This window comes from Ruegeria sp. CE9, assembly GCF_056537425.1.
Genome location: NZ_JBQFRO010000003.1, coordinates 405,949 through 431,037 on the forward strand (window position 1 = coordinate 405,949; position 25,089 = coordinate 431,037).

The following is a 25,089-nucleotide window of genomic DNA, read 5'->3' on the forward strand; positions in this document are numbered from 1 at the left end:
ATGGCCTAGCTCGTAATCTCTCAGGAGATCGCCCGAGAGATTGGCCAAGCTTACCATTGGAACGTCCTGTTGCCGCTAAGATATGCAGACATCTACCCTTCAGAACCATTGCTAAGCAGCGATGCGGTAGACCGACCATCGGCAGCAGGGTTGATGTCAGTTCGGTATTTTCAGGCCCCACCAGATCGCATGCCTGAAGAGGTGTTCCATGAACATCATATTCTTCTGAATCTTCAGGCGAGCGCGCATAGGGTTCAGAACTGGCGAGATGGTGAGTTGCGAGACTTCACGTTTCACAAGGATGATATCATCGTCACACCGGCAGGGATGCGTTCGGGTTGGCGATGGTTCGCGGCTTCGGATGTCATTGTTGTCACGCTGGACCCCGTCAAAGTTGAACGCTTCGCGCAGTCCGAACTGGGCATGCTTCTTGATCCTCTGCAGTTTCGGGACTTACCACAATTCTCAGACCCAGATCTTTGCACCGCTGGCGTAATACTGCGCGATGCGCTTGAGACGGATGACATGTCTTCTTGGGTCATGTTCGAAGCCATGAGCCGGGTATTCTTGGTAAAACTGCTACAGAAGTATGGAAAGCGCCGAACCGAAAATATCGAACTGTCCTCCCGCTTCACATCAAAGCACTATCAACGCATTCTGGCATATGTGCAAAGCAGACTGGACCAAACGATCACCGTGGAGCAGCTGGCTGCCGAAGTTGGGATGAGTTCCTCGCATTTTGCGCGTGTCTTCAAAGAAACCTTGGGCTCAACACCGATGCAATACGTTATGGCCTACAGGATCGAACAGGCGCTGAAGATGATGGAGGATCCGGGACGGCCTCTTGGGAATATTGCCTTGGAGTGCGGGTTCTCTGATCAAGCTCATTTCACTCGTAGCTTCAAGCAGGTCGTCGGCCAAACACCCAGAGCGTTTCGCGCAGACAATTTGGCCTAAAGCAGAATCTTTCAAAAACTGGGCGGTTCGGTGCAAGTACACCAGCCCCTGAACGCATAAATGTTTGTTCATCGGGTTTACACCCATCCAGACAAGAAATCGGGAGATCTCTCATGAACAAATTGGCGATGACTACAGCTGCTGCCCTGCTTGCCTCAACAGCTGCAATTGCTCAGGTCGAAACGCGCACTGTCACTTTTGAAAATGAAGGTGCCACCCTGTCCGGTACACTTTACCTGCCCGAAGAACGCGGTACCGACCCGCTACCAACTGTGGTCGTCACCGGTGCCTGGACCTCAGTGCAAGAACAGATGCCCGCTAATTATGCCCGAGAGATGGCCGAACGTGGCTTCGCCGCATTCACATTCGATTTCCGCGGTTGGGGAAAATCGGGCGATCTGCCAAACGAAATACGTTTTGTCGAAAGCCCCGCAGCAAAGACCTCGGACATCAAGGCCGCAATTGAATTCGTCTCCACCCTGCCTGAGGTCGATGCTGATCACATCAATGGTTTGGGTATCTGTGCTTCGGCTGGCTACATGGTAGACGCCGTCTCTGGTAACCCTCTGGTTCAGCGCGTTGGTCTGGTGGCCCCTTGGCTGCAAAACCAAGAGATTGTTGAGGCTGTCTATGGTGGTGAAGAAGGGGTTGCCGGACTGATCCAAGTCTCTCATGCAGCCGAAGCGTCTGGAGGTCAGATCATCCCCGCGGCTGGCCCAGAAGGTGCCGAAGGCGTGTTGATGCCGATTGGTGGCTACTATTATGAAGCCGACCGCGGTGCGATTCCCGAATATGACGACAAGTGGAACAATGCAGGCTGGGAAGGCTGGTTGACCTATCACCCTGCGGACAACCCGCAGCGATTGGATAAACCACTGGCCATTGTGCATTCGGAAAGCGCGGCAATCCCGCAGGGTGTTCAGACTTTCCTAGCCGGTTTTGCAGGTGAGGCGACAGCGCAGTGGCTGGAGGATGTCACGCAGTTCGATTTCTATGACAACCCCGAGGATGTCACCCGAGCAGCTGACACAGTGGCCGACCACTTCCGCGCGGGTTCAAGCAACTAAGGCTCATGCGGACGCCGAACGATATTTCGGCGTCCGCCCACAGTTAATCGGAGCATCCTCATGCATAATAAACTCGCATCCACTCTTGCAGCCGTGTCCTTGATCGGAACCGCAGCATTCGCCGAGCAACGGGCCGATATTTCAACCGCAATCACCGACATCGCAGCTGGCGCCGACCGCCACGACTGGCCCCGTGTGCGCAGTGCATTTGCCGATACCGTCACCACGGATTACACCAGCCTCTGGGGCGGAGACCCGATCACGCAACCCGTCGATGAGCTTGTGGCAGGATGGTCCGCTTTTCTGCCCGGGTTCGACTCGACGCACCACATGGTGGCCAATCACACAATCAATTCATTGACCGATACATCCGCCAAAGCACAGGCTGATTTTATTGCAACCCATCGTCTTGATGATGGCTTGTGGGTTCTTGGGGGTCGTTATGACTATGAACTTGAGAAATCGGATGACCGCTGGGTTGTCACGTCGATGACCATGACGGCACTCTGGGAAACCGGTGACCGTGGTCTGGTGGCAATTGCTGGCCAACGCGCTGCTGAGGCGAACTAAGGGAAAACACATGACGAGCCAACGCATCGCACTCGTGACCGGCGCCAATCGTGGCATTGGCAAAGAGGTCGCCCTTCAACTGGCCCGCGATCATGGGATGAAGGTCTTGATTGGCTGTCGTGATCTGCACAAAGGTCGGTCAGCAGCCAGAGAGATCGGATCAGAGGCCGAGGCCCTGCAGCTCGATGTGTCCGATCAAGTTTCGATCGATGCGGCCTTTGCTCAGATCGACTCTACGTACGGGCGCCTCGACGTCCTGGTTAACAATGCAGGCGTGGACTATGACACCGATCAGCGCGCGCATAGTGCCGATCTTGATCGTGTGCGCCGAGCCTTCGAGACCAACCTCTTCGGTGCGTGGGCGACTACGATCGCTGCAAGTCCATTGCTTCGGCGTGGCGACAATGCCCGGATCGTCAACGTGTCGTCTGGTGCCGGGGCGATAACGGGCATGTCGGCTGGTACGCCCGGCTATGGTGTATCCAAAGCAGCATTGAATGCGTTGACTCTTAAGACCGCTGCTGAGCTGAGGCCTGACAGCATCCTCGTCAACGCTGTGTGCCCTGGCTGGGTTGCCACAGATATGGGTGGGGGCGGTCGCCCCATTCCCGAGGGCGCAAAAGGCGTTGTCTGGGCGGCGACATTGCCAAGGAACGGGCCAACGGGCGGGTTCTTTCGCGACGGGTTGGAAATCGATTGGTAGACGCTATTGGGTTGCCATGAATTCAATAAGATTGCGGACCCGCGCGGGCAATAGGCGACGACTGGGGTAGACCGCAAACATCTCTCTGGTCATCGGAGCGGTGTTTACGACTTCTAAGGGCACAACATCTTTGTCGATCATGTCTTTGGGCAATAAGGCAACGCCCAGATTCCGGCGAACGCCCTGTAAAATGACATCGAGGTCGACAAAGCTGTGCGCGACGTGCACAGGCTTCAAGTTTTCTCCGGTTTCCAGCACCCAAGGCTGCCCGGACACAAGCGCAGGAAGTGATAGGAAGCCAGAGCGCGACATGGGGTCAGTTATCTTGTGTTCTTCAACAAAACCAGCCCCCGCACAAAAGCAATAGTCGATGGACCAGAGTCGTCGGGCTACCAAGCTTGAATCTGTCAATGGACCGACCCGAAAGGCGAGATCAATATTGTCGCGAAAAAAATCCAGAAAGAGATTAGTTGTCGTGAGTTCCAGCTCCACATTCTCATGCTGAGCGGCAAAATCCAACAGCAGCGGCCCGATGGTAACACGGGCAGCCAATGGCGGGGCCGTGATACGAATCTTCTGGCGCTTTGTATCGTCTGAAAATCCAGCAACACCTTGAAGGGCTTCGATTGGGTCTTGGCATCGATACAGCAGACGCCTTCCCTCTTCGGTCAAACGGACCTGACGTGTCGTACGTTCGAACAATTTGGTGCCCAGATGGCCTTCTAGTTCGGCAATCCTGCGACTGACCCGACTAAGCGGGATGCCCATCTGATCTGCGGCTTTCGAAAAGCTGAGATGGCTGGCCACAACAGTAAAAAGGGCGAGGTCATTGTAGATCATTATTCTATTATCAAGATAATCATTTCCATTATCAACTATTATCACTGGCCATCATGGGCACTAGTTTCTTCGCAACAAAAAGGAGAAACCCATGTCCTATGCGATTGAAATCACCCAGACAGGCAACCCTGAAGTGCTGCGCAAAGCCGACCAAGCTGTGCCCCAACCCGGTGCCGGAGAAATCCTGATCCGCAATCACGCAGCTGCCGTCAATTTTATCGACACGATCATTCGTCGAGGCGAGATGCCCGAAGGCATGATGCCCGCCCTACCCCATGTGCCTGGGGTCGAAGGTGCTGGGGTCGTCGAAGCAGTTGGCGCTGGCGTCGTAGATTTGGTTGTAGGTGATCGAGTGGCCTGGATGGGCCCAATTGGTGCAGGTGGATATGGTACGCATTCCGCAATTGGCACACCCTACGTGACCAAAATAGCGGACGGCGTCAGCTTTGAAACCGCAGCGTCGATCCCGGTGAACGCGATGACTGCCTATCACATGCTGGTTAATCTCGGTGCCGCATCAACCGGTAAATCCGTGCTTATCCACGCAGCAGCGGGTGGCGTCGGCACGATGGCTGTGCAAATAGCCAAGCAACTGGGCATGACCGTGATCGCCTCGGTCAGCACAGACAAGATGGGCTATGCGCGTGAACAAGGCGCTGAGCACGTCATCGACTATCGCAACGAAGATGTGGCGGCACGGGTCTCTGAAATCACCGGCGGGCAAGGCGTTGACCTGACGTTGAACCCGGTTTCAGGAGAATCTCTTAAATCTGACCTCGATGCCTTGGCGCCACTTGGGACAGCCGTGCTGTTCGGCTTTCTCGCAGGGCCACCGGCTGGCAGCTTTGCAGAGGATCTGGCCAAACACTTCCAGAAATCCATCGCGGTCCGCGTCAGCGATATCTACACGTATTTTATCAATCGTCCCGCAGCATTCCAGGCCGACATGGCAACCGTATTCAAATTGCAGGATTCCGGTGTGCTGCGCCCTCAGATCACCGTACTACCGATTGACGAGGCCGCAGAAGCGCATCGCCGCCTCGAAGCCGGTGAGACAACCGGCAAGCTGGTACTCGGCATCGATTGATGCCTTCCGCCGATACCCAGGAAAAGGAACCTAGACAATGAGCACGGTATTTGAAACTGCCCTCATGGGAAAAAACATCGTCATAATCGGAGGCAGCAGCGGCATGGGTAAGGCCACTGCAAAAGCGGCGGTTGCACTTGGTGCAACGGTAACCATCGCCAGCCGAAATACAGCCAAGCTGGAAGCTGCAGCGGAAGAAATCGGGGGTGGCGTTCAAATCGCGCCCGTCGATACAACTGACGAAGCTGGTGTGAAATCCTGGGCTGCTGGCCTGGACGCTGTGGATCATCTGGTTATCTCGGCCTCAAGCGCCGTGCATGGCAGTTTTGAAGAGCTGCCTACAGACGATCTGCGCGCGATGTTCGAGGCCAAGTTCATAGGCCCCTATCAGGCCGCGCGCGAGGTTTTGCCCGCACTTGTTGAGGGCGGGTCAATCACTTTCTTTTCCGGCGTACTCAGCCGTCGCCCCTCAGCCGGGGCGACCGGCCTCGGAGCCGCAAACGCGGCCGTCGAGGCGTTGACCAAAGGTTTGGCATTGGAACTATCCGGCCCTGCGCGCGTGAACTGCATCAGTCCCGGCATGGTCGCAACCGAAGCCTATTCCGCCATGAGTGAAGAGGCACGCGAGGGCATGTACACTCAAGTTGGCAGCAGCCTGCCTGTAGGTCGCGTCGGGACCGCAGAGGACGTTGCCCAGGCCGCAATCATGGCAATGACAAACGGCTATCTAACCGGCACAGTACTGGATGTAGATGGTGGCCACCTTATCCGAGCTTGATCATTAGGGCTCTCTGAATCAAGGCCGCCCCCGAAACAAACGCTCAGTTGGTGAATCGTAGGAAAATGCCACCGATGCGACGCACTTACGTTTCTTCGGCATGATATAGGCCAAGCTGGTGGCGGCGTTTGTGGAATGTCGCCACCCGATCGACGATCTCATCACTTGCGACGGCAATGACAAAGGACAACAATGTCTCAAGCAGCGCGATTGTGCCGACTGAAGATGGGAAGAATTGCGGTGTGTCCGCCGAAATCACGAATCCATGCTTTGCGTTGCGTAATACCGGGCTGGCGGGGCTATCAGAAAGTCCAATCACCTTCATACCTTGCTCGCGCGCAACCTGCACCGCCTCGACGACTTCGTTGCGGTAAGGTTTGCAGGTCATGGCAATCAGAACATCGCGCTTGTCGGCCCATGCCAGATCGTCGATCGGATTTGATCCGGCGCGCGGGATGGCATGAAATTGCACCATGCCGGTTGAGGCCAGATATACAAAATTGCGCGCATTCGAGTTGTTCACGCCAACACCCAGCACGAATACGTTTCGCGAGTTCCAGATGTCCTCGGCCGCTGCCTTCAACTGCTCGGATGAGATATTGGCAAAGGTCTCTTCGACATTGCGCAGGGCGTCCTGGACCATGTCCGCATAAAGACCGCCCATATTGCCGGATTTACGAATATCTTGCAGCCAGCGCGCGCGTTCCGGGAAATCGGTTTGTCCGCGCCGGATCGCCTCACGGAACGGAACCCGGAAATCCTCGTAACCGTCGAACCCGACCTGCCTTGCCATGCGAACGATCGTATTGGGTTTCACGTTTGCAGCTTCGGCGATTTCGCGTACTGTTGAGACACCGACATCACGCGGGTTCTCAAGTACGTAGGTTGCGGCCTTGCGTGCCTCTGGCGTTAGCTGCGATAGCTCCTCTGCAAGCCTTTCCAGAATCGAATTTGATACATCTGTCCCATTCATGATTGACGATGGTATTTTTGTTTGCCTACGGTGTCGAGGCCAAATCGACTCAGAGGTCTATTCGGATGTCATCCGAAATCCTCTCACACTCTGAGCCGGTACAGGCGCATGGATGGAGAGTGCCGCATGAAACAACCCGCAACAATGAAAGCTATAGTCACGATGGGGCATGGTGACCTGGATCAGATGGTCTGGCACGAGGACTGGCCCTGCCCCACACCCAAGCCCGGCGAAGTGTTGATACAGGTCGGAGCCTGTGGCCTGAACAATACCGATGTGAACACCCGGTCCGGCTGGTATTCCAAAACCGTCAGTGATGCGACGACAGGTGGCGCGTTCGAAGAGGTGGGCAGCGATGATCCAACCTGGGGCGGAGCGCCGCTGGTCTTCCCGCGCATTCAAGGGGCGGATGTGTGCGGGCAGATTGTGGGCGTCGGGGAAGGGGTGGACCAAAGCCGCATAGGTGAGCGGGTGATCACAGATTGCTGGCTGCGCGATCCCGCGGATCCGCTGAACAAGGACAAGACCGGGTATTTCGGATCAGAACGAGATGGCGGATTTGCCGAATACACGACAATTCCTGCTCAGAATGCCATCGCCATCCAGTCCTCGCTTTCGGATGCTGAACTTGCGACATTTTCCTGCTCATATTCCACCGCCGAAGGTATGCTGACCCGCGCCAAAGTAACCGAGGTTGATACCGTACTGGTCCCGGGCGCGTCTGGTGGCGTAGGCGGTGCGCTGGTTCAACTGGCCAAGCGCCGCAATGCGCGGGTCATCGCGATGGCATTGGAGGCCAAACATGATGACGTCGCCCTTCTTGGCCCCGATCTCATTCTACCCCGCGCGCCCGAAGATCTGCGCGCCTCGTTGGGTGATGAGAATATCACGGTCGTCGCGGATGTGGTTGGTGGGCCCTATTGGCCGCAACTTATTGGCATTCTCGAACGAGGCGGGCGATATACCTGCTCGGGCGCCATTGCGGGTCCGATGGTCGAATTTGACCTGCGCACCTTCTATTTGCGGGATCTGACCTTTACCGGATCAACGGTTATCGACCCCGAAGTGATGCAAAATCTTGTACGCTACATCGAGGCCGGCGAAGTGAAGCCTGCCTTGGCAGCGACTTATCCGCTGAGCGAACTGCATGATGCCCAAGCCGCCTTTATCGCCAAGAAACACACCGGAAACATAGTAGTTGCCCCATGACATTGAACGACGTGTTAGCAGCCGCCCGACAGCTGCACCAGGCGCATCCCGATTTGGCCAGCTTTGGGGATTGGCCAACCGATCTGACCGCAACCGAGCTATCGCCGGAACACGTTCCAGCGACCCGGCTGGTCAGCGAGTTTGACCTGGAAGGTACAGCCGCGACCCAAGCGATGATCAGGGCCATTGCCGCCTCTGCAGAACAGGCGCATTGGAAACGCACCTATACCGAAGATGAGGTCGGGGCGGATTTCCTTGCACGCTATGGATATTACGAGTTGTTCGGGCCTACCGGGCATTTCCACTCGACCCAGTTGCGGGGATATGTCGCCTATTGGGGCGCGGGTTTGAACTATGATTGGCACAGCCATCAGGCAGAAGAGCTGTATCTGACGCTCGCGGGCTCCGCCTGTTTCAAGATCGAAGGTAATGCAGAGTCTATCGACCCCGGACAGACGCGCCAACATGCAAGCTGGCAAAGCCACGCAATGACGACAAGTGATCAGCCGATCCTGACCTTTGTGCTTTGGAGGGGTGATGGAATTGGCGATCTGCCCCGGATGGATATGGCATGAGAACTACAGTTCATCGCGCCCTCAAGCAGGAGGCAACTCGATGAGGCCACAAGCGATTGCGACCCAGATGATCGATGACGCACGGGTGCGTGTAACCCGTTTCGACTTTGCCCCCGGAGCTGAAACCGGCTGGCATCGGCATGCAATGGACTATGTCATCACCGCCGTTTCCGATTGTCATATGCGATTGGAGTTGCCGGACGGAACCACCAACGAAGTGACTGTCCCTGCCGGAACGGCCTATCGTCGCGACGAAGGGGTCGAGCACAATGTGATCAACGCGGGTGATACGCCAATGTCATTTGTCGAGGTGGAACTGAAATGAAGATCACTCAGATTTCAGTCTTTCAGATCGATCTGCCATTGGAGCACCCCTATTGGCTGTCTGGCGGGCGATTGAAATTCGAAACGCTGGACGCGACGCTGGTGAAGATCGATACCGACGCCGGGCTGGTAGGCTGGGGTGAAGGCACCCCTTGGGGTCACACCTATGTGCCCGCCCACGGCCCCGGCATTCGGGCGGGGATCGAGACGATGGCGCCGTTTATTCTGGGCCTCGACCCGCGCCGCGTTCTGGATGTCGAACGCGCAATGGATTTGGCTTTGCCGGGGCATCTCTATGCCAAAAGCCCAGTTGACATGGCCTGTTGGGACATTTCGGGCCAGGCTGCCGATTTGCCCATCGCTGATCTGATGGGAGGCGGGTCTCGCACACCACGCCCCATTGCGTCATCCGTAGGGGCGAAAACGGTCGAAGAAACCCGCGCGGTCATCGATCGATATCGCCAACGCGGCTATATCGCCCATTCCGTCAAGATCGGTGGAGATGTGACCCGGGATATCGCCCGCATCCGTGACGTTGAGAGCCTGCGGAACCCCGAGGATATTATCCTCTATGATGTGAATCGCGGCTGGTCACGACAGCAGGCGCTGCGGGTGATAAGCGCGGTTGAAGACCTGAACGTCATTATCGAACAGCCCTGCGAGACACTGGATGATATCGCGGCAATTTCCGGCAAACATGCGTCGCCCGTGTCTGTTGATGAGAGCCTTGTAACCCTGCAGGATGCAACCCGTATTGCCCGGGATGGCATCGCCGAGATTTTCGGCATCAAGCTCAACCGTGTCGGCGGGCTGACCAAAGCGGCCCGGATGCGCGATGTCGCACTTGCACATGGGATCGACATGTTTGTGATGGCGACCGGTGGCTCGGTCCTGGCGGATACCGAAGCGCTCCATCTGGCGGCGACCATTCCGGACGCGAATTGTTATGCCGTCTGGGCCTGTCAGGACATGATCACAGTAGATATAGCCAGCGGGCGCGGACCACGGAACAAAGATGGCCACTTGCACTTGCCCGACGCACCTGGCCTTGGTGTACACCCGGATGAAGATGCGTTGGGCGACCCGATGGCGGTTTACCGATATTGATCTTTTGCTGTAGTTGACCTTACCCCTTCGCCATGGGAACGATGCGCGATGGCTTTGTCAGACAGGAATCTGCAATGAAGATCGAACCCTTTGGCGTCGAAATCTGGATGGACGAATGGGAAACCAAATGCGCCTATAATCTTGCGGAAACCTGCGTCGAGAGCCTGACGATCGCAGAACTACTGCAGCTTGCCGGGCGAAATTCAGATGATCTGTCGGAACTTCTGGGGATGAAGATGACTTATGGCGCGATCCGGGGGTCGGACCGGCTGCGCGATGCGATCTGTGGCTTGTACGGCCAACAACAGCGCGAGAACATCATCGTCACGCATGGAACGATCGGGGCCAATATGCTGGTCCACAAAACGCTGGTCGAACGGGGCGACAAGGTGGTGGCCGTCGTGCCCACCTATCAGCAGCATTACTCAATCCCGGCCAGCATCGGTGCAGAAGTGACGCAAATCCATCTGCGCGCCGAGAATGCGTACTTGCCCGATCTGGACGAGCTGCGCGCCGCCGTAGCTCCGGGCACCAAGCTGATCGCGATCAACAACCCCAACAACCCGACCGGCGCAGTGATGGATCGCGCCTATCTGCTTAAGATTGTTGACATCGCACGCGCTGCCGGGGCCTGGCTGCTGTGTGATGAGGTTTATCGCGGCACCGGGCAAGAAGGCGCGGGCATGACTGATGCAGTTGCCGATCTTTATGAGAAAGGGATTTCAACTGCGGGCATGTCCAAGGCGTTCTCGCTGGCGGGGCTGCGGCTGGGTTGGATTGCTTCTAATCCTGAATTGATCGAGGCGGTTTCGATCCACCGGGACTATGACACGATCTCGGTCGGTATGATTGACGACCATTTCGCCGCGATCGCACTTGAAAGCCGCGACAAGGTGCTGGCCCGCAGCCACACCATCACACGCGGCAACCTCGCCATGCTGGAAGAATGGGTCGATCAAGAGCCCAAGATCAGCTGGGTCAAACCCAAAGCCGGGACCACGGCGCTATTGCACTATGATCTCGACATGCCTTCACGCGAATTCTGCGTAAGGTTGTTGCAAGAAACCGGGGTGATGTTCACACCGGGCTCTGCGTTGGGTCTCGAAGGATGCGTTCGGATCGGATACGCCAATACCCCATCGGTCATCCGCGATGGATTGGCGAAGGTTTCCGGCTTTCTTGCAAAGCTGGATTAACGACGCATCGACTGACCGTTGTGGAACAAATGCACCTTCTCGGGCGCTGCAGTGACCGATACGTTCTGTCCCCTTAGGTTGCGTTGGATACCGGGTAGCTTGGCAATCACGGCCTCCCGCCCCTCGGGGGCTGCGAAGTAGAGCAGCGTGACCTCACCCAAGGCCTCGGTGAAATCGACCAGGCCTGTGTAAATCGGCGTCTCTTCCGTGATCACCAAATCCTCGGGCCGGACCCCGATATTGACCTTTTTGCCCTCATCGGCGGCATTTGTCGGGATTGATGAGATCGCCACACCTCCGTCATCCAGCGTTACGGTCGTTGTCTCTCCGGTCGCAGTGATGGTTCCCGGCAAAAGGTTCATGGCTGGTGAGCCGATGAATTGCGCGACGAATTCATTGTCTGGAGTCTCATACAGCTCGAGCGGTGTACCAACCTGCGCGACCCCCTTATTGGCGAGAACGACGATACGGCTGGCCAATGTCATCGCCTCGACCTGATCGTGGGTGACGTAGATCATCGTGCTGTCTGGCATCGCCTCTTTCAGGCGCGCGATCTCAATCCGCGTTGCCACGCGCAACGCGGCATCCAGGTTCGAAAGCGGCTCGTCAAACAAATAGACCTTCGGATCGCGCACAATCGCGCGCCCGATGGCAACCCGCTGGCGCTGACCGCCTGACAAGGCTTTGGGCAGACGGTCCAGCAGAGGTTCAAGCTGCAGGATTTTCGCAGCACGCTCGACGGCTGCATCAACCTCGGCACTGGGCATCTTGGCGATCTTGAGCGCGAAGGCCATGTTTTCGCGCACGGTCATATGCGGATAAAGCGCATATGACTGGAACACCATCGCAATGCCGCGTTGCGCAGGCGGCACATCGTTCACCACCTGCCCCTCGATCTCAAGCGTGCCGCCTGTGATCTTTTCTAGGCCTGCAATCATGCGCAGCAATGTGGATTTGCCGCAGCCTGATGGGCCGACAAAAACGATCAGTTCGCCTTGCTCGATATCAAGATCGATATGTTTCAGGACATCGACCGGGCCATAGGATTTGGCCACATCCGTGAGCTTGAGTTCCGACATGACTTACCCCTTTCGATGCGCCAACAAACAGAATTGAGCCGCGTCCAGCGTTACCGTACCAGCCCCGGGAACGCTGCCCACGTCCTCGGCGATCGCTTGCCAGTTGCCGGTAGGCAGGGTGACTTCGGCAGCGTCTGACCCCAGATTGAACGCGCAGAACACCCGCTCTACTTCATCTTCGCGCGTGAAGGTCAGCACTGAACCGATCTGGGTCATTCCGGTCTGCGCACCCGACATCAGGGCCGAATGCGCGCGGCGCAGCGCGATCGCGTGACGGTAGTGATGCAGCATCGATTTCGGGTCTTGCTCCAGCCGGTCCACAGCCTTTTCCGCCTGAACCGAACTGACCGGCAGCCACGGTCGGCTTGTGCTGAACCCCGATTGCTCATCCTGCGCAGTCCAGACCATCGGGGTGCGGCAGCCATCGCGGCCTTTGAACTCGGGCCAGAATTCGACGCCATAGGGGTCTTGTAGATCCTCAAACGCCACATCCGCCTCGGGCAAGCCCAGTTCCTCGCCCTGAAACAGGCAGGCCGAGCCGCGCAGGCACATCATCAGGACGGCATATTGCCGGATGGCCGCATCATCCAGACCCCAGCGCGTGGCATGGCGCTGCACGTCGTGGTTCGAGAACGCCCAACAGGGCCAAGCGTCACCTGCTTTGTCTTCAAGCTGATCAAAAACTTGCTTGGCGTAAGCTGCTGTGAGCACGCGCTTTTCGAGGAACTCGAAGGCGTAACACATATGCATGCGCTTATCACCGGTCGTGTATTCCCCCATGATTTCAAGCCCGCGTTGCGCGTCACCGACCTCACCCAGACACGCGCGGCCCTCGTATTCGTCAGTCAGGGCGCGCAGGCGTTCGAGGAAAGCGATATTCTCGGGCTGGCTTTTGGAATAGAGGTGATCCTGATGGTTATACGGGTTCACCATCGGCGCGATTGACGAGTTGCGCTGCTCCATTGGCAAGCCAGGATTGTCGCGCAGTTGGGCGTCGTGAAAATAGAAGTTTATCGTGTCCAAGCGGAATCCGTCGACGCCGAGATCCAGCCAGAACCGGGCCACATCCAGCAGCGCATCCTGAACATCTTTGCAGTGGAAGTTCAAATCCGGCTGCGCACTCAGGAAGTTGTGCAGATAATATTGCAGACGCCGCGCATCCCATTGCCAGGCCGAGCCGCCAAAGATAGACAACCAGTTGTTGGGAGGTGTCCCATCAGGTTTGGGATCAGCCCAAACATACCAATCAGATTTTGGATTATCGCGGCTGGCGCGACTTTCGTTGAACCATGGATGCTGATCGGAAGTGTGAGACATCACCAGATCGATCATCACCTTCAGCCCATGTGCATGGGCTTGATCCAGAAGCTCTTTGAAATCCGCCATGGTGCCGAACATCGGATCAACATCGCGATAGTCGCTGACATCATAGCCGAAATCCTTCATCGGGGATTTGAAGAATGGCGATATCCAGACCGCGTCCACCCCCAGCGAGGCGATATAGCCAAGCCGCTGGGTGATACCCTTCAGGTCTCCGATCCCATCGCCGTTGCTGTCTTGAAAGCTGCGCGGGTAGACCTGATAGATTACTCCACCCCGCCACCAATCAGACGTCGCTTTGGTTGTTTCGAATGCTGTTGCTTTGGTCTGCACGTTCATCACACGCCCTTATTTTACGGAACCGGCCAGCAAGCCGCGAACCAGATATTTTTGCATTGCAAAGAAGACGGCCAGCGGCACCGCGATTGAAACAAACGCCGCCGTCGCCAAGATTTCCCAGTTACCGCCCCGCGTCCCCAACAGCTCGACAATGCGGTTGGTCATGACCGTGGTCTGGCCGCTGGCGTCGATCAGGAACACTTTGGCAACCAGCAGGTCGTTCCATGTCCATAGGAACTGGAAGATCGCAAAAGAGGCCAGTGCCGGAAAGCTGAGCGGCAGGATCAGTTTGGTGAAAATCTGAAACTCGGTCGCCCCATCGACTCGCGCATTCTCGATCAGATCACGCGGCAGCCCGGCCATGTAGTTGCGTAATAGATAGATCGCCAATGGCATCCCGAACCCGGTATGGGCCATCCAAACGCCCAGATAGCCTTTGCCGATCCCGATATTGAGATGCAGTTTCAGCAACGGGATCAGCGCCAGTTGCAATGGCACCACCAACAGGCCAACGACCGCAGCAATCAGTAAGGCACGCCCGGGGAAATCCATCCACGCCAGCGCGTAGGCTGCAAAAGCCGCAACAAGGATCGGGATGATCGTGGCCGGGATCGTTACCGTGAGTGTATTGAAGAACGCCTTGCCCATACTGTCTGAACTGTTTGCGTTGAACAGAACATGGGCATAGTTCTCGGTCGTGAACTCCGGCGGCAAAGTGGTGGTCACAAAGACCCGAGGTCCGCGCTGACCTGAAAACTCTTCGGTGTTCTCCATCCGATAATCGCCGTTGGCTTGCACCGTGATAGTACCACCCCGGCGCAGCTCGGCTGTTTCACCGGGCGCATAGGCATCAATCTCGCGCGAGTTCACACCCCATCTTGTTATGTCCGATGCTTTCTCGCCTTCGAAAATGTTGCCTTCGATCACATAAAGACCATCCTGCAAAACCTGCGTTTCAGGTGCGGCCGCACGCAGTGTCAGGTTCTGCTCGGACGGGAACAGCGCCCGCCACCAGCCGCTGCTGGCAATCTGGTCTCCGGTTCTGAAAGACGAGATCAACAATCCGAGTGTCGGGAACACCCATAGCACCACAAGCAGCACGACCGAGGCGTGAACGACCCATCTTAGGGCTGGGCGGGTTCCTGCAATATCGCTCATATCCCCAACCTCCTACTGCATTTCTTTGCGCGCATTGCGCACGTTCCAGATCAGGATCGGCGTCACCAGCAACATGATCACCATGGCTGAGGCCGACCCAACGCCCCAGTCATTGGCGCGGAACATCTTGTCGTACATATAATTGGCCAGAACCTGTGTCTCCCACTGGCCATTGGTCATGGCAAAGACGATGTCAAAGACCTTGAGGACTACGATTGTGATAGTGGTCCAGACCACCATGATGGTTGTCTTGATCTGCGGTACTTTGATCTTGAAGAAAATCTGAAACGGGTTGGCCCCATCCAGAATGGCGGCCTCGATGGTCTCTTCGGGGATACCGCGCAAGGCAGCAGACAGGATGACCATGGCAAAGCCGGTTTGAATCCAGACCAGTACGATCATCAGGAAGAAGTTGTTCCAGAATGGCAACGTCAGCCAGGTGTGCGTCTCGGTTCCGCCAAAGAAGATATAGATCGCGTTCAGTACACCAATCTGATCCTGATCAGGCGGACGCGCGTCGTAGACCAGTTTCCAGATCACTGAGGCACCTACAAAGGAAATCGCCATCGGCATAAAGATCAACGACTTGGCGACATTGCCCCAGCGAATACGGTCCGTCAGCTGCGCCACAAGCAGGCCAAAAGCGGTAGACATGGCGGGGACAACAATCAGCCAAAGCATGTTGTTGCGCATCGCTTCCCAGAATTTCGGCTCGGCGAGCATTTGGGAGTAGTTATTGAGGCCCGCCCATTCATACCCGCCACCGGCGACACGATCGGTCAGCGACAGGCGTAGCGTCTCAAACACCGGATAGGCAAGATAAACCCCAAGCGCGAGGATCGCTGGCAAAAGGAACAGCCAGGGCCGGATCATGTTCGCGCGGTTGATGTTGCGCCCTGCGTTGGGGCCGCGTGCGGGGAATAGGACCTTATCTAGAAACTGGTTGGACAGGTAGAAATAGCCCACGCATCCCGACACACCGATTACGATTGTCAGCAGGCCCTGAATTGCCGGATTCATGGCGTCCTCTCCCTTTTAAGGGTTTCGGGCAACCTGAGTGACAGGCTGCCCGAGGGGTTCAGCAGATTACTTAAGCGCGTCCCAGGACGACTGGATTTCGCCGGTGACTTCTTCAGCGGATTTACCACCTGTATAGTCAACCATACCGGTCCAGAAGGTACCCGCCCCCACCGCGCCAGGCATCAGGTCCGACCCGTCAAAGCGGAAGGTCGTCGCGCCCAACAGAATGTCACCCAGACCGCGCAGGGTATCATCCTTGTAGGCCTCGGTGTTCACGCCCGTATGAGGGGTCAGGAACCCGGTCTGCGCCATCATCACCTCATGCGCGAGCGGCTGCTTGAGGAACTCCATGAACGCGCTGGTCGCATCCGAAGGATTGCTGACCGCCATCAAGGTACCGCCACCCAAAACCGGGTTGCCCAGGTCTTTGTCGGCGAAGGACGGCATGTAGAAGAAATCAGCATCCAGGCCGAACTCGACATCTTCGGGGAAGAAGGCCGGGACGAATGACGCCTGACGGTGCATGTAGCACTGTGGCGGGGATGAGAACATGCCCTTGGGGCTGTCGCGGAAGTCGGTCGAGGCCACTGCACCCGCTCCCCCCGAGACCTTGGCATCATCGCGCGCAAACCAGCCGAATTCCTCGATCGCGGCGATCACGCGCGGATCGTCGAACGGAATCTCGTTAGTCACCCACTGGTCGTAGACTTCGGGCGGCTGAGTCCGCAGCATCATGTCTTCAACCCAGTCGGTCGCAGGCCAGCCAGTCGCTGCACCTGATCCCAGACCGATGCACCAAGGTGTCTCGCCGTCAGCAACGATCTGTTCGGTCAGCGCCTTCAGCTCTTCCATGCTGGTGGGCACTTCGTAACCTGCGTCTTCAAAGTTTTCCGGGTTGTACCAGACCAGAGACTTGACGTTCACGTTGTAGAAAAAGCCATACATCTGATCATTGCCGTCGGCATCTTTATAGGTGCCTAGATCAACCCAGGAATCCCCCGCCGCATAGTTGTCGCCGACCCAATTGGCCATGTCTTCACCCAGCGGTGTTAACTGCCCCTTGGATGCCATGATCGCCGCCAAGCCAGGCTGCGGGAAAACTGCGATGTTGGGGGCAGATCCGGCCTCGGCATCAATTACGATCTGCTGCTCGAAGCTGTCAGAGCCAGTATAGATTACGTCAGCACCGGTCGCCGCTTCGAAATAGGCGATCATGTTGTTGAAATAGCCGTCCTCGGGCGTCAGCCATGGACCAAATACCGTGACCGTTTGACCGCTCAGATCAGGGGCACCTTCAGCCCAGGCATTGTAGCTGTCCCAGTTGAACGGCCCTTCGCCCGGCGTGAAGACCAGATCCTGTGCCTGTACCGGCCCAGCCAGCAGAGCGATCGCCGCCGCACCCGAATAAAGTGCGTGTCTCATGAGTTCTCCTCCCAATATTATCGGCGCAAACGAGATTCGTTTTCAAAGCGCTTTGGATATCGCACTTTATCCGCTAACATTCAAACTCTGTCAACAACCACCTATCAATCCTAATAATACAGCTATTTCTAAGTCCATTTCTGAAACAGGTTGACTGAACCCGAATTTCGCAACAAAACAACTGAGCACCAATTTGAAGGCGCTTTGAATACAATGAACCTAAAGCAGCTCTCCGAGATTCTGGGTCTTTCACAGACAACCGTCAGCCGCGCGCTGAACGGATATCCCGAGGTCAACGAAGGAACACGCATACGGGTTCAAGCTGCGGCGGATAAACATGGGTATCGCCCCAATAGTCGCGCCAAAGGGTTGGCCACCGGTCGCTCTATGGTCATCGGCCATGTGATTCCCACCTCATCCCAACATGAAATGGTCAATCCAATTTTTGGGGATTTTGTTGCAGGCGCGGCAAGAACTTACGCCGAAAACAACTATGACATGATGTTCACCCATGCGCCCGATACCTCGATTGAGGAATCCTATCGCAATCTGTTCAATCGTGGTGTTGTCGACGGCATTGTGTTGCAGGGCCCGAAAGAGCGGGAACCACGTATTTCTGCGCTCTCGCGGCTGGGCGTACCTTTCATTGTCCACGGCCGATCAACCTATGCCGAAGAACCCTATGACTGGATCGATGTGAACAATCAGCGCTCATTCGAACGCGCCACCCGATTTCTGATTGATCTGGGCCACCGGCGTATCGCGTTAATAAACGGGTTAGAAGAGATGGATTTTGCGCAACGCCGTAGAAATGGCTATCTGGCAGCGCTGGAAAGTGCTGGCATCGCCATTGATCACAGCCTTCTGCGCAGTGCAGAGATGACCGAGATTTACGGGCACCAAACTGCTTGCGACATGCTGGAGCTTGACGACCCGCCAACCGCCATTTTGGCCTCATCGATCATTTCGGCCGTTGGGGTCCGGCGCGCACTGGAAGAACGTGACCTGAAAATGGGGCGGGACATCTCGATTATCGCTCATGACGATGAATTGTCTTACATGCGCAATGGCATGGACGTTCCGATATTCACGGCAACACGATCATCCGTGAGGCATGCGGGCGAGTTGGCTGCCGAAATGCTGATCGAACGGATCAATGCGCCGAACGACCCTCCAAAAACTCGCCTGCTGGAAGCCGAACTCGTCGTCGGCAGCTCGACCGGCCCTGCCCCGCAAAGGACTTGAAATGAAATACAAACGTGCGAATTTCCCACAAGATTTTCAGTTTGGCGTGGCAACCTCAGCCTACCAGATCGAAGGCCACGCTCAAGGCGGTGCAGGCAAATCCCATTGGGACAGTTTCGCCGCGACCCCCGGCAATGTCGCCAACGCGGAAAACGGCGACCTAGCCTGCGACCACTACAATCGATACGAACAGGATTTCGACCTAATCCGGGATGCCGGTTTCGATTGCTATCGCTTTTCAACCAGTTGGGCGCGGATTCTGCCGGAAGGGCGCGGGCCGGTCAATCAGCAAGGCCTTGATTTCTATGACCGTCTCACAGATGCGCTGCTTGAGCGCGGCATCAAACCCTGCGCTACGCTCTACCATTGGGAGCTGCCTTCTCCGCTTTCGGACTTAGGCGGCTGGCGGAACCGAGATATCGCGAATTGGTTCGCTGATTTCACTGAAATCATCATGGGTCGCATCGGTGATCGGATGTTCAGCGTTGCCCCTATCAACGAACCCTGGTGCGTAAGCTGGCTGAGCCATTTCGAAGGCCATCACGCGCCCGGTATGCGCGATATCCGGGCAGCTGCGCGTGCGATGCACCACGTCCTGCTGGCCCACGGTCGCGCAATCGAGACCATGCGCGGATTGGGGATGTCCAACCTAGGTGCCGTATTCAATCTGGAATGGGCAGAGCCTGCAGATAACAGCCCCCAGGCGCAGGAAGCCGCAGCGCTTTATGATGGGATTTACAATCGCTTTTTCCTAAGCGGGGTTTTTCACAAATCTTACCCCAAGAATGTTCTGGAAGGATTGGCGCCTCACCTGCCCAAGAACTGGCAAGATGACTTCGAGACGATTGGAACACCTGTCGATTGGTGCGGTCTGAACTACTACACGCGCAAATTGATCACGCGCGCCGATACACCCTGGCCCGCCGTTCAAGAGGTTCCCGGTTCGCTCCCCAAAACCCAAATGGGGTGGGAGATTGATCCCGCCGCCCTATCCCGTTTCCTGATCCGGGCCGCACAGGAGTACACTCGCGACCTGCCAATTTTTATAACCGAAAACGGCATGGCGAGCCCGGAACGCCAGAATGACGCCGATAGGATTGACTATTTGAACCAGCATTTGGCTGAAGTGCGCAAAGCACTGGATCATGGAGTGCCTGTCAAAGGGTACTTTGTCTGGTCTCTGCTTGACAATTACGAGTGGGCGCTTGGCTATGAAAAACGGTTCGGTTTGGTTGATGTGGATTTTGACACGCTGGAAAGAAGACCTAAAGCTTCGTATCACGCATTGCAGACGGCTCTTGCCAAAAGCTAGTCGCCCAATCAATCGGGTTCGCAGGTGCAAGAGTCTTTAACTTCAATTCAAAAGCTTTAGCAGCGGCGCGGCGCGTTCGATTGTATGGTTCTGAATCTCATCCGATGACATCAATTCCACAAACAAGCGCTCGGCGCGTGTAAATCGCTCAAAATAGGTAAACCGGATAGATTCTACCAGCAAAAGCTCTTGGCACTGGACCAAGTAGTCAGCTTGAAATTCGGTGTGATGCACCGCATTGTCCGATACCTGGCCTTCATCCTGAACGAAGACATCACCAACCAACGCCACATTGGCCGTCGCTGTCATACACCCTGCCTCGGGTGCGACCTCGAATATTTCAAGGGGTTTGGAAAGGTCCGAAATCGCGGCCGCCACTTCTGCGCGCTCATCTTCGTTTTCAGCCGTATGTTCGAACCCGACGATATCGGCGCCCGGAACCTCGAGACTTAGGCTAAATCCAGTCTCTACAAACGAAATTGTCATGCGCCCCGCGCCATGAGAATGGGCGTTGATGGCAGTCAAACCCTGCGCCAGCGGTGCGACAGGTATGAGCGCAAAGAGTATGGCTGCGCATTTCATTCTACTCACCGTTAACCAAACAAACCATATGACATTCTAGTGCAAATGCGCCTCAGCGCAATAATTGCCGGGCGCTCAGACCTCCCCAGATATGGTTAGTCAGAAACTGCAGATATACCTGATAATAAAACTCAGGTTGACTTTGTTGACAAATTAACTCAGTTATTGCCCCGCCTGCCCCACAGCAGTTGTGGGGCCCGAATCCCGTTAAGAAGGAAAGAGTTCCACATGACCAGATTGTCCTCCGCGACCAGTGTTTTCAGTTTGTGCGTCGCAAGCACAGCGGTTGCCGACGCTCCGTCCAAGGCCGATGTCCTAAGCACCTATGCCAACATTGCGGAAGCCAAATATGACGATAGCCTGATCGCTGCAAAAAGACTTCAGACCGCAGTAAATGCGCTGATCGCCGATCCATCTGATGCTACGCTGAACGCGGCTCGTGCCGCATGGATCGCTGCGCGTGTACCTTATCAGCAAACCGAAGTTTATCGGTTTGGCAACGCAATCGTCGACGATTGGGAAGGTAAAGTGAATGCGTGGCCGCTGGACGAGGGCTTGATTGACTACGTGGATGCCTCTTATGGCGGCCCGAGCGATGAGAACGAGTCCGCAGCCCTGAACGTCATCGCCAACCCCAGCTTTGAGCTGTCGGGTGAATCCATCGACGCCAGCGAAATCACCCCCGCTCTGCTGGCGGATACCTTGCACGAAGCAGACGGGATTGAGGCTAATGTTGCCACAGGCTACCACGCCATCGAATTCCTGCTGTGGGGTCAAGACCTGAACGGTCACGGTGCGGGTGCGGGTGACCGGCCCTATACCGATTACGCACAAGGTGACGGCTGCACCAACGGCAATTGCGATCGCCGCGCACAGTATCTGAGCGCCGCAACTGACCTGCTGATCAGCGATCTGGAGTGGATGACTGCACAATGGGCGGAAGGTGGTGATGCGCGCGCGGCTCTGTCGGCCAATGAATCCGCCGGTGTCAGCGCCATCCTGACTGGCATGGGCTCGTTGTCATACGGTGAACAAGCGGGTGAGCGGATGCGCCTTGGCCTGATGCTGAACGATCCCGAGGAAGAGCATGACTGCTTTGCCGACAACACCCATAACAGCCATTACTATGACGGTTTGGGCATTCAGAACGTTTACTTGGGCAGCTATACGCGTATCGATGGCACTCCGGTTTCGGGTGCATCATTGTCCGACCTCGTGGCTGCGACAGATCCGGCGCTGAATGCTGAGATGAAGGCCAAATTGGCGAATACGATGCTTGCCTTGGGTCGCATCAAATCGACCGCCGAAGCAGGCTTTGCCTATGACCAGATGCTGGAACGGGGCAACGAAGGCGGTGAGGCCCTGATCATGGGCGGCGTCAACGGACTGATCGATCAGACCAAAACGATTGAGCGCATTGTGACCACGCTGGAACTGGATCAGATCGATTTCGAGGGTTCGGACAGCCTGGATAATCCCGATGCGGTCTTCCACTAATCCTTACGACTGGGCACGCTTTGAATTGAGGCACGCGAATACTGCCGCGAAACCCGAGACTATGTGTCGGTGGGCTTGATTGCAGAGCTGCTCAGCAACGAAGAAGGACATGTCGACATTCTCAATTCAATGCTCGATCTGTATGAAAGGATTGGCGAGCCAATTATGCGCAATTCGACGCATCTAAATTGGACAACGGCAGCTAAGCTTGCCCTTGTTCCGGTGGTCGTACTATCGGCCACCCAATCCCTAGCCAACGAGCTTCGGGATCTACATCTGAACTTCATTCTCCGGACTGCCGAAGAACGCACGCGCATCGAAGCGGCAACTTCAGCACCTGATGACTTCGGTGCACCGCAACGCTTCGAAGAGCTACCCGCCGGTGCCGCAACCGTGCGCGTTCGCAGTGATGCAGACGCGTTTTCGCAGCCCTCGGCCAATATCAGTTTCGAACAGGAGCTGGATTTCAAGGTCGGCAATGGGTTGTTCAAGAAGATCTGGGTCTCGTCACCTTCTTCCACGTTGGCGTCTGACGGGTTGGGGCCTTTGTATAACGCCCGCTCCTGCCAGCGCTGCCACATAAAAGACGGACGTGGCCATACTCCTAACGGGTCGGACGATAGTGCCGTCTCGATGTTTCTGAGAATTTCAATCCCGGGCTCGTCAGAAGACGCTCCTGTCGAAATCGAAGACTATATCGCCACCTTGCCTGATCCTTACTATGGCGGCCAGATGCAAGACTTTGCACTTGCGGGTCACCCGGCTGAATACAAGCTCGAAATCACTTACGAAGAGGTCCCGGTTGAGCTGTCTGATGGGGAAACCGCTTGGCTACGTCAACCGACATACAAAGCTGCGGATCTGGGCTATGGCCCTCTTCATCCCGACGCGATGCTCAGCCCCAGGGTCGCGCCACAGATGATCGGATTGGGGTTGCTCGAAGCCATTCCGGTTGACGATCTGCTGGCGAAAGCTGACCCCGAAGATTCAGACGGCGATGGCATATCCGGGCGTCCGAACATCGTGTGGTCGAATGAGTTCGGTGAGCCAATGATCGGCCGCTTTGGCCATAAGGCCGGGATGCCCACAATCATGGAGCAATCCTCGGCCGCCTTTGCGGGCGACATAGGAATCTCAAACCCGCTCTATCCTGCACCGCACGGCGATTGCACCGAGTTTCAGACCAATTGCATCAATGCCCCGCATGGAGACTCCGATGCACGCGGTTTTGAGATTGATCAGATTGGGATGGATCTTGTCGTCTTTTACAGCCGCAATCTTGGTGTCCCGGCGCGGCGTGACGTCGATGATCCAGAGGTGTTGCGCGGTAAAGAGGTCTTTCACGTCTCAGGTTGTGCCTCCTGCCACACACCAGCTTATGTCACGCACCGGGTGCCCGACCGGCCTGAGCACAGTTTCCAACTGATCTGGCCCTACACCGATCTCTTGTTGCACGACATGGGCGAAGGTCTTGCCGACAATCGCCCCGAAGCCCGTGCCACGGGCCGTGAATGGCGCACCCCGCCGCTTTGGGGCATCGGCCTGACCGAGCGTGTGTCAGGCCACACCCAATTCCTGCACGACGGTCGGGCGCGATCCCTGCTTGAGGCGATCCTGTGGCATGGTGGAGAGGCGCAGGCAGCCCGCGATACGGTTGTTTCGATGCCGAAGGCCGACCGGGATGCCCTGATCCAATTTCTTGAAAGCCTTTGAACTATGCGTAGCCTTACCCTTGTCACTGCCCTGCTGATCCCCTTAGGCGTTCACGCGCAGGATCACAGGCCTATCCTGATGGATGTGACAGAAACGCATATTCTGCAGCGCTTTGCGCAATTGGCTGAGGCCACCGAAGTATTGGCGACGACCGTACGGACCGATTGCACCCCGGAGTCCAATGAACTGCGCGCTGCCTATGGCACAGCATTCGACAGCTGGATTTCAGTTAGCCATTTACGGTTCGGCCCAAGCGAAATCGAAGACCGTGCATTCGCCATGGCATTCTGGCCCGATACCAAAGGGTTCACTCCCAGAACACTAACTCGGCACATCAACAGCGAAGACCCCGCAGTCGAAACCCCCGAAGCTTACGCCGAAACGTCCATTGCTGGTCGGGGATTCCTGGCATTGGAGCGCATGCTCTATGATCCGGCAATGGCGGAAAGGGGCAGCGCTGAATATCGCTGCGCCCTGATCCGAGCCATCGCGATCGATATCGACCGAAATGCTGAGGCTATGAATGAAGATTGGCAATCCTACTCACCAAAACTGACGCAGCCGAGCGGCGACAGCCCCTATCGCTCGGACGATGAGGCGATGCAGGAGTTGTTCAGAGCGCTGACAACAGGCCTTGAGTTCACAGCCGATACAAGATTAGGCCGCCCTTTGGGTACATTCGAACGCCCCCGCCCCAGCCGCGCCGAAGCGCGCCGGTCTGGCCGGTCGTTGCGCCATGTAGAATTGTCGCTGATAGCCTTGCGCGATTTGGCCGCGCGCCTCTCCTTTGACCATCCCGAGATCGCAGGCAATTTGGATGCCGCCTTTGCACGCGCCATTGATCGGGCTCAGTCTCTGGATAACTCCACCTTCACCAGCGTCGACACACCGCAAGGCCGCATACGGATTGAAGCATTGCAGCAATCGATCAACGAAATTCGTGCAATCGCTTCGGAAAAGCTTGGCCCGACGCTTGGAATTAGCGCTGGGTTCAACTCATTGGACGGGGACTGAGC

General features: G+C 56.4%; 24 protein-coding genes. 16 read left to right on the plus strand and 8 right to left on the minus strand.

The genetic code is table 11. The annotated features are described in order from the left end of the window. Positions 1-153: 153 nt before the first annotated feature. The 4 genes from ACR0B3_RS09100 to ACR0B3_RS09115 all read left to right on the plus strand — a co-directional run bounded on the left by ACR0B3_RS09100 (position 154) and on the right by ACR0B3_RS09115 (position 3,297). The gene (locus ACR0B3_RS09100) at positions 154-957 is read left to right on the plus strand and encodes a helix-turn-helix domain-containing protein (protein WP_480808778.1); all 804 of its coding nucleotides are present in this window, start codon (positions 154-156) and stop codon (positions 955-957) included. Between the two features lie 113 nt (positions 958-1,070). Then, positions 1,071-2,024, plus strand: coding sequence for an alpha/beta hydrolase (locus tag ACR0B3_RS09105; RefSeq protein WP_480808779.1), 954 nt, complete (start codon positions 1,071-1,073; stop codon positions 2,022-2,024). Positions 2,025-2,084: 60 nt separating this feature from the next. Next, positions 2,085-2,594, plus strand: a complete 510-nt coding sequence (locus ACR0B3_RS09110) for a nuclear transport factor 2 family protein (protein ID WP_480808780.1) — start codon at positions 2,085-2,087, stop codon at positions 2,592-2,594. A gap of 10 nt (positions 2,595-2,604) precedes the next feature. Further along, the gene (locus ACR0B3_RS09115) at positions 2,605-3,297 is read left to right on the plus strand and encodes an SDR family oxidoreductase (protein ID WP_480808781.1); all 693 of its coding nucleotides are present in this window, start codon (positions 2,605-2,607) and stop codon (positions 3,295-3,297) included. A gap of 3 nt (positions 3,298-3,300) precedes the next feature. Here the strand turns inward: ACR0B3_RS09115 and ACR0B3_RS09120 are convergent, their stop codons facing one another. Beyond that, complete coding sequence (locus ACR0B3_RS09120) at positions 3,301-4,137, minus strand: LysR family transcriptional regulator (protein ID WP_480808782.1); 837 nt, start codon at positions 4,135-4,137, stop codon at positions 3,301-3,303. A 91-nt stretch (positions 4,138-4,228) separates the two neighbouring features. Between ACR0B3_RS09120 and ACR0B3_RS09125 the strand changes: the two genes are divergently transcribed. Together ACR0B3_RS09125 and ACR0B3_RS09130 are read left to right on the plus strand one after the other, a co-directional pair. After that, positions 4,229-5,224 (plus strand): quinone oxidoreductase family protein, encoded by a 996-nt coding sequence (locus ACR0B3_RS09125; protein ID WP_480808783.1) that lies wholly within the window; start codon positions 4,229-4,231, stop codon positions 5,222-5,224. A 37-nt stretch (positions 5,225-5,261) separates the two neighbouring features. After that, positions 5,262-6,002 (plus strand): SDR family oxidoreductase, encoded by a 741-nt coding sequence (locus ACR0B3_RS09130; protein WP_480808784.1) that lies wholly within the window; start codon positions 5,262-5,264, stop codon positions 6,000-6,002. Positions 6,003-6,087: 85 nt separating this feature from the next. On the opposite strand, the gene ACR0B3_RS09135 is transcribed toward ACR0B3_RS09130, so the two are convergent. After that, positions 6,088-6,975, minus strand: a complete 888-nt coding sequence (locus tag ACR0B3_RS09135; protein WP_480808785.1) for a MurR/RpiR family transcriptional regulator — start codon at positions 6,973-6,975, stop codon at positions 6,088-6,090. 126 nt (positions 6,976-7,101) lie between these two features. Here ACR0B3_RS09135 and ACR0B3_RS09140 point away from each other — a divergent pair, with 126 nt between their 5' ends. The 5 genes from ACR0B3_RS09140 to ACR0B3_RS09160 all read left to right on the plus strand — a co-directional run bounded on the left by ACR0B3_RS09140 (position 7,102) and on the right by ACR0B3_RS09160 (position 11,386). Next, positions 7,102-8,184 (plus strand): alcohol dehydrogenase family protein, encoded by a 1,083-nt coding sequence (locus tag ACR0B3_RS09140; protein ID WP_480808786.1) that lies wholly within the window; start codon positions 7,102-7,104, stop codon positions 8,182-8,184. After that, positions 8,181-8,759, plus strand: coding sequence for a dimethylsulfonioproprionate lyase family protein (locus ACR0B3_RS09145; protein ID WP_480808787.1), 579 nt, complete (start codon positions 8,181-8,183; stop codon positions 8,757-8,759). The genes ACR0B3_RS09140 and ACR0B3_RS09145 overlap by 4 nt, the downstream gene beginning before the upstream one ends. Positions 8,760-8,799: 40 nt before the next feature. Next, entirely contained in the window at positions 8,800-9,084 is a 285-nt protein-coding gene (locus tag ACR0B3_RS09150) for a cupin domain-containing protein (protein ID WP_480567423.1), read from the plus strand. Next, entirely contained in the window at positions 9,081-10,190 is a 1,110-nt protein-coding gene (locus ACR0B3_RS09155; RefSeq protein ID WP_480808788.1) for a mandelate racemase/muconate lactonizing enzyme family protein, read from the plus strand. The genes ACR0B3_RS09150 and ACR0B3_RS09155 overlap by 4 nt, the downstream gene beginning before the upstream one ends. A gap of 74 nt (positions 10,191-10,264) precedes the next feature. After that, positions 10,265-11,386 carry an aminotransferase gene (locus ACR0B3_RS09160; RefSeq protein ID WP_480808789.1) on the plus strand — a complete coding sequence of 374 codons (1,122 nt, stop codon included), beginning with the start codon at positions 10,265-10,267 and terminating at the stop codon, positions 11,384-11,386. Here ACR0B3_RS09160 and ACR0B3_RS09165 read toward each other — a convergent pair. The 5 genes from ACR0B3_RS09165 to ACR0B3_RS09185 form a co-directional block, all read right to left on the minus strand. Beyond that, a complete protein-coding gene (locus ACR0B3_RS09165; protein ID WP_480808790.1) occupies positions 11,383-12,465 on the minus strand; it encodes an ABC transporter ATP-binding protein in 1,083 nt (360 codons plus the stop codon). The two genes, ACR0B3_RS09160 and ACR0B3_RS09165, sit on opposite strands and share 4 nt — an antisense overlap. 3 nt (positions 12,466-12,468) lie before the next feature. After that, on the minus strand, positions 12,469-14,124 hold the full coding sequence (locus ACR0B3_RS09170) for an alpha-glucosidase (protein ID WP_480808791.1): 1,656 nt from the start codon (positions 14,122-14,124) through the stop codon (positions 12,469-12,471). A gap of 9 nt (positions 14,125-14,133) precedes the next feature. Continuing rightward, complete coding sequence (locus ACR0B3_RS09175) at positions 14,134-15,282, minus strand: carbohydrate ABC transporter permease (protein WP_170683449.1); 1,149 nt, start codon at positions 15,280-15,282, stop codon at positions 14,134-14,136. Positions 15,283-15,294: 12 nt separating this feature from the next. Beyond that, positions 15,295-16,302 (minus strand): carbohydrate ABC transporter permease, encoded by a 1,008-nt coding sequence (locus tag ACR0B3_RS09180; protein WP_170683450.1) that lies wholly within the window; start codon positions 16,300-16,302, stop codon positions 15,295-15,297. A gap of 66 nt (positions 16,303-16,368) precedes the next feature. After that, positions 16,369-17,724: an ABC transporter substrate-binding protein gene (locus ACR0B3_RS09185; protein WP_480808792.1), complete on the minus strand. Its 1,356-nt coding sequence runs from the start codon at positions 17,722-17,724 to the stop codon at positions 16,369-16,371. Between the two features lie 213 nt (positions 17,725-17,937). Between ACR0B3_RS09185 and ACR0B3_RS09190 the strand changes: the two genes are divergently transcribed. Beyond that, positions 17,938-18,969, plus strand: a complete 1,032-nt coding sequence (locus ACR0B3_RS09190; RefSeq protein ID WP_480808793.1) for a LacI family DNA-binding transcriptional regulator — start codon at positions 17,938-17,940, stop codon at positions 18,967-18,969. 1 nt (position 18,970) lies between these two features. Next, positions 18,971-20,281: a GH1 family beta-glucosidase gene (locus ACR0B3_RS09195; RefSeq protein ID WP_480808794.1), complete on the plus strand. Its 1,311-nt coding sequence runs from the start codon at positions 18,971-18,973 to the stop codon at positions 20,279-20,281. A gap of 42 nt (positions 20,282-20,323) precedes the next feature. On the opposite strand, the gene ACR0B3_RS09200 is transcribed toward ACR0B3_RS09195, so the two are convergent. Continuing rightward, positions 20,324-20,863: a ZrgA family zinc uptake protein gene (locus ACR0B3_RS09200; RefSeq protein ID WP_480808795.1), complete on the minus strand. Its 540-nt coding sequence runs from the start codon at positions 20,861-20,863 to the stop codon at positions 20,324-20,326. A 228-nt stretch (positions 20,864-21,091) separates the two neighbouring features. Here ACR0B3_RS09200 and ACR0B3_RS09205 point away from each other — a divergent pair, with 228 nt between their 5' ends. The 3 genes from ACR0B3_RS09205 to ACR0B3_RS09215 all read left to right on the plus strand — a co-directional run bounded on the left by ACR0B3_RS09205 (position 21,092) and on the right by ACR0B3_RS09215 (position 25,087). Beyond that, on the plus strand, positions 21,092-22,360 hold the full coding sequence (locus ACR0B3_RS09205; protein WP_480808796.1) for an imelysin family protein: 1,269 nt from the start codon (positions 21,092-21,094) through the stop codon (positions 22,358-22,360). 165 nt (positions 22,361-22,525) lie between these two features. Then, a complete protein-coding gene (locus ACR0B3_RS09210) occupies positions 22,526-24,073 on the plus strand; it encodes a di-heme oxidoreductase family protein (protein WP_480808797.1) in 1,548 nt (515 codons plus the stop codon). Between the two features lie 3 nt (positions 24,074-24,076). Next, positions 24,077-25,087 carry an imelysin family protein gene (locus tag ACR0B3_RS09215; RefSeq protein ID WP_480808798.1) on the plus strand — a complete coding sequence of 337 codons (1,011 nt, stop codon included), beginning with the start codon at positions 24,077-24,079 and terminating at the stop codon, positions 25,085-25,087. Positions 25,088-25,089: the final 2 nt, after the last annotated feature.

Coding starts and splice junctions, on each gene's coding strand:
- ACR0B3_RS09100 (WP_480808778.1), top strand. CDS start 154: ATGTCAGTTCGGTATTTTCAGGCCCCACCAGATCGCATGCCTGAAGAG.
- ACR0B3_RS09105 (WP_480808779.1), top strand. CDS start 1,071: ATGAACAAATTGGCGATGACTACAGCTGCTGCCCTGCTTGCCTCAACA.
- ACR0B3_RS09110 (WP_480808780.1), top strand. CDS start 2,085: ATGCATAATAAACTCGCATCCACTCTTGCAGCCGTGTCCTTGATCGGA.
- ACR0B3_RS09115 (WP_480808781.1), top strand. CDS start 2,605: ATGACGAGCCAACGCATCGCACTCGTGACCGGCGCCAATCGTGGCATT.
- ACR0B3_RS09120 (WP_480808782.1), bottom strand. CDS start 4,137: ATGATCTACAATGACCTCGCCCTTTTTACTGTTGTGGCCAGCCATCTC.
- ACR0B3_RS09125 (WP_480808783.1), top strand. CDS start 4,229: ATGTCCTATGCGATTGAAATCACCCAGACAGGCAACCCTGAAGTGCTG.
- ACR0B3_RS09130 (WP_480808784.1), top strand. CDS start 5,262: ATGAGCACGGTATTTGAAACTGCCCTCATGGGAAAAAACATCGTCATA.
- ACR0B3_RS09135 (WP_480808785.1), bottom strand. CDS start 6,975: ATGAATGGGACAGATGTATCAAATTCGATTCTGGAAAGGCTTGCAGAG.
- ACR0B3_RS09140 (WP_480808786.1), top strand. CDS start 7,102: ATGAAACAACCCGCAACAATGAAAGCTATAGTCACGATGGGGCATGGT.
- ACR0B3_RS09145 (WP_480808787.1), top strand. CDS start 8,181: ATGACATTGAACGACGTGTTAGCAGCCGCCCGACAGCTGCACCAGGCG.
- ACR0B3_RS09150 (WP_480567423.1), top strand. CDS start 8,800: ATGAGGCCACAAGCGATTGCGACCCAGATGATCGATGACGCACGGGTG.
- ACR0B3_RS09155 (WP_480808788.1), top strand. CDS start 9,081: ATGAAGATCACTCAGATTTCAGTCTTTCAGATCGATCTGCCATTGGAG.
- ACR0B3_RS09160 (WP_480808789.1), top strand. CDS start 10,265: ATGAAGATCGAACCCTTTGGCGTCGAAATCTGGATGGACGAATGGGAA.
- ACR0B3_RS09165 (WP_480808790.1), bottom strand. CDS start 12,465: ATGTCGGAACTCAAGCTCACGGATGTGGCCAAATCCTATGGCCCGGTC.
- ACR0B3_RS09170 (WP_480808791.1), bottom strand. CDS start 14,124: ATGAACGTGCAGACCAAAGCAACAGCATTCGAAACAACCAAAGCGACG.
- ACR0B3_RS09175 (WP_170683449.1), bottom strand. CDS start 15,282: ATGAGCGATATTGCAGGAACCCGCCCAGCCCTAAGATGGGTCGTTCAC.
- ACR0B3_RS09180 (WP_170683450.1), bottom strand. CDS start 16,302: ATGAATCCGGCAATTCAGGGCCTGCTGACAATCGTAATCGGTGTGTCG.
- ACR0B3_RS09185 (WP_480808792.1), bottom strand. CDS start 17,724: ATGAGACACGCACTTTATTCGGGTGCGGCGGCGATCGCTCTGCTGGCT.
- ACR0B3_RS09190 (WP_480808793.1), top strand. CDS start 17,938: ATGAACCTAAAGCAGCTCTCCGAGATTCTGGGTCTTTCACAGACAACC.
- ACR0B3_RS09195 (WP_480808794.1), top strand. CDS start 18,971: ATGAAATACAAACGTGCGAATTTCCCACAAGATTTTCAGTTTGGCGTG.
- ACR0B3_RS09200 (WP_480808795.1), bottom strand. CDS start 20,863: ATGAAATGCGCAGCCATACTCTTTGCGCTCATACCTGTCGCACCGCTG.
- ACR0B3_RS09205 (WP_480808796.1), top strand. CDS start 21,092: ATGACCAGATTGTCCTCCGCGACCAGTGTTTTCAGTTTGTGCGTCGCA.
- ACR0B3_RS09210 (WP_480808797.1), top strand. CDS start 22,526: ATGCGCAATTCGACGCATCTAAATTGGACAACGGCAGCTAAGCTTGCC.
- ACR0B3_RS09215 (WP_480808798.1), top strand. CDS start 24,077: ATGCGTAGCCTTACCCTTGTCACTGCCCTGCTGATCCCCTTAGGCGTT.